This is a genomic window from Pedobacter glucosidilyticus (assembly GCF_002483235.1).
Taxonomy (GTDB): Bacteria; Bacteroidota; Bacteroidia; order Sphingobacteriales; family Sphingobacteriaceae; genus Pseudopedobacter; species Pseudopedobacter glucosidilyticum_B.
This window is the reverse complement of record NZ_DLHN01000002.1, coordinates 1-6,210: the sequence shown is the minus strand read 5'-3', so window position 1 is coordinate 6,210 and position 6,210 is coordinate 1. Positions and strand designations below refer to the sequence as shown.

At 34.6% G+C, this 6,210-nt stretch carries 5 protein-coding genes; 2 read left to right on the top strand and 3 right to left on the bottom strand.

Features of this window, described 5'->3' with window-relative positions:
• Positions 1 to 559: 559 nt before the first annotated feature.
• The 3 genes from B2745_RS00615 to B2745_RS00605 all read right to left on the bottom strand — a co-directional run bounded on the left by B2745_RS00615 (position 560) and on the right by B2745_RS00605 (position 3,591).
• Positions 560 to 1,846 carry a citrate synthase gene (locus B2745_RS00615; protein ID WP_304062301.1) on the bottom strand — a complete coding sequence of 429 codons (1,287 nt, stop codon included), beginning with the start codon at positions 1,844 to 1,846 and terminating at the stop codon, positions 560 to 562.
• 211 nt (positions 1,847 to 2,057) lie between these two features.
• Positions 2,058 to 2,591, bottom strand: coding sequence for a hypothetical protein (locus B2745_RS00610; RefSeq protein ID WP_304062300.1), 534 nt, complete (start codon positions 2,589 to 2,591; stop codon positions 2,058 to 2,060).
• 130 nt (positions 2,592 to 2,721) lie between these two features.
• The gene (locus tag B2745_RS00605) at positions 2,722 to 3,591 is read right to left on the bottom strand and encodes a helix-turn-helix domain-containing protein (protein ID WP_304062299.1); all 870 of its coding nucleotides are present in this window, start codon (positions 3,589 to 3,591) and stop codon (positions 2,722 to 2,724) included.
• Positions 3,592 to 3,740: 149 nt separating this feature from the next.
• On the opposite strand from B2745_RS00605, the gene galK reads away from it, so the two are divergent.
• Positions 3,741 to 4,934, top strand: a complete 1,194-nt coding sequence (gene galK, locus B2745_RS00600) for a galactokinase (RefSeq protein WP_304062298.1) — start codon at positions 3,741 to 3,743, stop codon at positions 4,932 to 4,934.
• Complete coding sequence (locus tag B2745_RS00595) at positions 4,934 to 5,977, top strand: UDP-glucose--hexose-1-phosphate uridylyltransferase (protein ID WP_304062297.1); 1,044 nt, start codon at positions 4,934 to 4,936, stop codon at positions 5,975 to 5,977. Before galK ends, B2745_RS00595 begins: the two co-directional genes overlap by 1 nt.
• Positions 5,978 to 6,210: the final 233 nt, after the last annotated feature.

Below are 6,210 nucleotides of genomic sequence, written 5' to 3'. Positions count from 1 at the left end.
TAGTAGCTTTCAATATGCAAAAACCTTCACACCACTCAGGATTGTGCATAAAGATTTATTTAGACGAAATAACAAATATTCATCAGCCTTGAATTATTCATTTTTTGTTTATTTTTTTCTTAGGCATTCATGAACTCGTCCCTCGTTTTTTAGGGACTTTTTTTTCAAGAAAAAAGTGCCTAGGGTTGGCCGCCTATGAGGCCGGAAAGACTTGTGTGAAAATGCCATTACAAGAAAAGAAAGAAGCCGCTACCCGGCTAGGGTTGGAAAGCCTTGTGCGGAAATGCCAGTTTCCTAAAGCCTAGTTTAATAACCTTTAATAATTATAATTATCCGCCTCTATCTCCGGCGAGGCTCGTTCCTTTTGAGGAACCAAAATGAAGCTTTAGCGAATTCATGATACCTTAAAAATCAATTAAAACTAATTTTAATTTTCAAAGGAGCTTCCTAAATAGGAAACATTTAGAAATCTTTATACTTTTTACGCTACATCTCTGTATAAAACAACAAAGCCTGATGAAGTTTTCATCAGGCTTTGTCAATCTATATCTTAAAGATATTATCTTGAGGCGATATCAACAAAGGTTCTATCTTTCTCACCAATATAAATCTGACGAGGTCTTCCTATAGGTTCTTTGTTTTCTCTCATTTCTTTCCATTGAGCAATCCATCCCGGTAAACGGCCTAAAGCAAATAATACCGTAAACATTTCTGTTGGGAAACCTAAAGCTCTGTAGATGATACCTGAGTAGAAATCTACGTTTGGATATAATTTACGATCAACAAAATAAGGATCATTTAAAGCTACTTCTTCTAATTTCTTAGCGATATCTAAAACTGGATCATTGATACCTAATTTTGCTAAAATATCATCACAAGCTTTTTTAATAATTTTGGCTCTAGGATCAAAGTTTTTGTAAACGCGGTGACCAAAGCCCATTAAACGGAAAGAATCGTTTTTATCTTTGGCTTTGTTAACCCACTTGTCTACATCGCCGCCATCGTTTTTAATTTTCTCTAGCATTTCTATTACAGCTTGGTTTGCACCACCATGTAACGGACCCCAAAGTGCAGAAACACCTGCCGAAATAGACGCATATAAGTTACAATCTGATGAACCTACAATTCTTACCGTAGAAGTAGAGCAATTTTGCTCGTGATCTGCGTGAAGAATCAATAATTTGTTCATGGCATCAATAACCACTGGGTCTATGGTAATTTCTTCTGTACGCTGACCGAAAGTCATGTACAAGAAGTTAGTAACATAATCGTATTTGTTTTGAGGATAAATAACCGGATGTCCTAAAGATTTTTTGTAAATCCAAGAAACAATGGTTGGCATTTTAGCTAACAATTTAATAATGGTTAACTCAAACTCCTCTTTAGTTTGATGTGGATCTAAAGACTCTGGGTAAAAAGAAGATAAAGAACATACTAATGAAGACAATTGCCCCATTGGATGAGATTTTGATGGGAAACCATCAAAAAACTTCTTCATATCTTCATGCACCAATGTATGTCTGCTAATTTTACGCTGAAAGTCCTCAATCTCTGTTTTAGTTGGTAAATTACCGTAAATCAAAAGATAAGCAACTTCTAAAAACGTAGATTTCTCTGCAAGTTCTTCTATACCGTAACCTCTGTACTTTAAAATACCTTGCTCACCATCTAAGAAAGTAATAGCACTTTTGGTTGCTCCGGTGTTTTTAAAACCACTATCTAAGGTTACATAACCTGTTTGATCTCTTAGTTTTGAAATATCAATTGCTTTTTCATTCTCGGTTCCTTCTAAAACTGGTAACTGAATAGATTTACCATCTAATTTAAGTTCTGCTGTTTCTGACATAAAATTGGTGTTACGCAACAAATTTAATTAAATCAATTAATTAAAAAATTATTATTGTATTAATATTCTATTAGAAATATCTTCTTTTTGTAATATTTATATAGGCATTTCTATTATTGCCTCAAGTATAAGCATATATTTCAAAAATTGTTTGTCTAGAAACAAAAAAAGCCAACTTTCGTCGACTTTTTTACAAAATTTTTAAAAAATCTTATTTAGATAGGTTAAACGAATAAGCTGCTCTTAAAGCTACCATTCCGTTGCTTCCATTTTCATATTCGAAACCCTCGTAGCGCAGTGCTATATCCCATTTTTGATTAGCATAACCCACACTTGGAGCCCAAACAAAAGGTGTTCCGTAACCTTCTTTTGTAGAAAAAGCAACACCTGCTTCTGGCTGTAAGTAAAAGGTATCTCCAAAAAAGAACTTAGCTCCTGCCTTCAGCGGAATTAAATCCGAACCAATTCTTTCTCCAAGTATTTCTGGCTTACCTAAAAAACCATAATATCCAGTAGTTAAGGTTAAAGATGTACGAGCCCCTAAATCATGCTGTAATCTTAAATCAGGTGCGATAACAACATCTGCTACATTACTTTTGGTTGGTACACCTAAACTTAAACCAACACCTAAACGAGTTCTTGATCCATCTGGGTTAGTAGTTTGTGCCTGTAAGTTATTGCTTATTGAAAAGTATGATGTTATTGCAGCTACTGCAACAAACATTTTAATTATTGTTTTTTTCATTTTTATTTATTTAATACAAGAGGGCTAAAACAAAGAGCAGACCAAAAAAGAGTTGGATTACCTTTTAAAAAGTTATCTTAAAGGAGATGAACCCTTTATCAAATACATTAAAATAATAATCTAAATAAAACTAATTATTGTAGAGAGATTTTCTGTAGGCATTGGGAGACATTCCTACGGTTTTTGAAAACAAACGAGAAAAATACTGAGCATCTTCTATCCCAACTTTAAAAGCTACTTCTTTTACTAAAGCATCAGTATATTCTAAATACTGGCAAGCTCGCTGCATTTTCAATTGTAAAAAATAATCAACCGGAGACAGCCCTACTTTCTTTTTAAATACAGAAGAAAAATGTGGAACAGATATATTCATGTATTGAGCCATCTCTGTTAAAGTGATATTCTTATCTAGATTCTTTTTCAAATAATCTATTACCTGATTTACCAAATCCTGGTTTTTATCTTTTTGCTTAGGTCTGATGTGTATGATAAAAGAAGTTAAGAAATGTAGTAAGCCCATATTTAAAAGCGTCATCACTTCTTTGCTATAACCTCTTTTTAAATTCTTGTAAATGGTATCAAATAGTATAATACGTTCTTCCTCATAAGCTAAAAACCCTTTATAAGATTGGTTGTGCTGATAAAATAGTTGGAGAATATCATCGGCGAAAGTGCCATCAAAATTAAACCAAAAAACTGTCCATGGTGTTTGATGATTTGCCATAAACCTAAAAGGCTTATTTTTAGGGATAAAGAAAAAGTCTCCGGCTTTAATAGTTAAATCCTCATCTAAAATTTGTGCTTTACCTAAGCCTTGTATACAATACATTAAAGTATAATGATTATAACCCTTCTGCTGCTCATCGGCATGGTATTTAGCTTTTGGAAAAAAACCCATTCCAGAAAAACTCAGAAATTGAGGATTATCAATTAAATGACGTCTACTGGCTGTTATTTCAAGAATTCTCTCGCCTTCAAAACCTTGTTTCTTTTGCTTCAATTTTAAATTTTAAACTCAAAACTACATAAAATAACACAATAACTTCATCAAATTATCCATGATGTTGCTATTTCTTTACTCTAATTTCACACTTTCAAAAAATCGCAGTTTTTAGGTATCTTATTTGCATGTTCCATAAAACCTCGATTATGAAAGCCAATTTTGTAAAGGTTAACACCAGAGATATGAAGAATTCACACCAACTTGTTTTAGAAAAATTTAAAGAAAAATTTAATGAGCCACCTTTGGTTGTTTGCTCGCCTGGAAGGGTAAATCTTATAGGGGAACATACCGACTACAACATGGGTTTTGTGCTGCCTGCTGCCGTAAATAAAGCTGCTTATATGGCTATCTCTAAAAGGGATGACGATAAAATTGTATTGGTAGCGGCAGATATGGATGATGAGATTGAAACCTCATTAAACAACTATAGTTTTTCTGAAAAAGGATGGCCTAATTATGTGATATGTATTGTTGACCAACTTTTAAAGGCCAATAAACAAATTAAAGGTTTTAATGCTGTTATTTCTGGCGATGTTCCGCTTGGAGCAGGTATGTCATCATCGGCAGCTTTAGAGTGTGCAGTTGCTTATGCTTTAAACGAGCTTTATAACTTACAATTATCTAAAATAGACATTGTTAAAATTGCACAAAAAGGCGAGAATGAATTTGTAGGTGTTAAATGTGGTATTATGGACCAATTTGCCAGCGTTTTTGGTAAAAAAGGTCATGTGATTAAATTAGATTGTCGCTCTTTGGAATATGAATATGTACCTTTTGAATTGAAAGGAATTAAAATAGTGCTTTTCGACTCTATGGTAAAGCATTCATTAGCTTCTTCTGAGTATAATGTAAGAAGCAGCCAATGCCAAGAAGGTGTTTCTATCATCCAACAAAAATATCCAGAAGTTAAATTCTTAAGAGACGCTACTATAGAAATGGTTGAGGAATGCTTGCATGATGCTAGTCCAGATATTTATAACCGCTGCAAGTATGTAGTAGAAGAAAATAACAGGTTGTTAGCCGCTTGCGCTGATTTAGAAGCCGGAAATATAGAAGCCTTTGGTCAGAAGATGTACGAAACCCATAAAGGATTAAGCGAATTGTATGAAGTAAGTTGCCCTGAGCTAGATTTTATTGTAAGCTGTACTAAAAAAGAGGAAGCTATTTTAGGTGCCAGGATGATGGGTGGTGGCTTTGGCGGCTGCGTAATTTCATTAGTAAAAGAAGCGCATTTAGACGAAGTGATTAAAAGAGTTAAAGAGGCTTATTTTAATAAGCTGAATAAAGGAATGAATGTTTACATATCACAAATAGAAGACGGTACAAGAATTTTAGCCTAATGGAATTTAATTTTGATGAACATCCGCATAAGCGTTTAAATATATTAACTGGCGAATGGGTAATGGTTTCTCCGCACCGTACCAAAAGGCCATGGCAAGGTAAAGTAGAAACGGTTAACAATACACCCAGACCAACTTATGATGCCAGCTGTTATTTATGCCCGGGTAATACCCGTTCTGATGGTTCTGTAAACCCTGATTATAAAGGTCCGTACGCATTTACCAATGATTTCTCTTCTTTATTACAGGATACTCCGGAAGGAAAAGTAAATAAAAACAACTTGTTACAAGCTACTAGCGAGCGTGGTATTTGTAGGGTTATCTGTTTCTCGCCACGACATGATCTAACGCTTCCACAGATGGAGGTTGAAGCTATAGAAGATGTTATTACGCTTTGGCAAACAGAGTTTAGAGAATTATCTACTACTCATAGCTGGATAAAACATATCCAAATATTTGAAAACAAAGGCGATGTGATGGGATGTAGCAACCCCCACCCTCATGGGCAAATTTGGGCGCAAAGCTCGGTACCGGTAGAACCTGCAAAAGAAGGTGTACAGTTTTTAAAGTATTATCAAGAAAACAAAAAAAGCTTATTAAGTGCTTATTTGGAGATAGAGCTAGAAAGCCAAGAACGTGTGATTTTAGAGAATGAACATTTTGTTGCCTTAGTACCTTTTTGGGCAGTATGGCCATATGAGACAATAATCATCAGTAAAAGACAAGTTCAAAATATTCTTGAATTTACAGAGGCTGAGAAAACTGCTTTAGCCGAAATCTTGAAACAATTAACCATCAAATACGATAATTTATTTGAAACTTCATTCCCGTATTCGGCTGGTGTACACCAAGCACCTGTAAATGATGGCAACCATCCAGAATGGCATTGGCACATGCACTTTTACCCGCCCTTATTGCGTTCTGCTACGGTGAAAAAGTTTATGGTAGGCTATGAAATGTTGGCTAATCCGCAACGTGATATTACACCAGAACAAGCTGCTAAAAAGTTAAGAGAATTAAGCTTAGTGCATTATCTAGGCTAGTTAAACCAAACCAACATATACTTAAGGAGCTCGATTTTTATGGAAATCGAGCTCTTTTGTTTTTAATTATTGAATTTATTGAGAGGGTTGTTTAGTGCCTTATGCTCAGGGCTTTCCGGCCTCATAGGCGGCCAACCCTATTCACTTTTTTCTTGATAAAAAAGTGAACAAAAAACGAGGAACGAGTTCATGAATGCCTAAGAAAAAACAAACAAAAAATGAATAATTCAAGG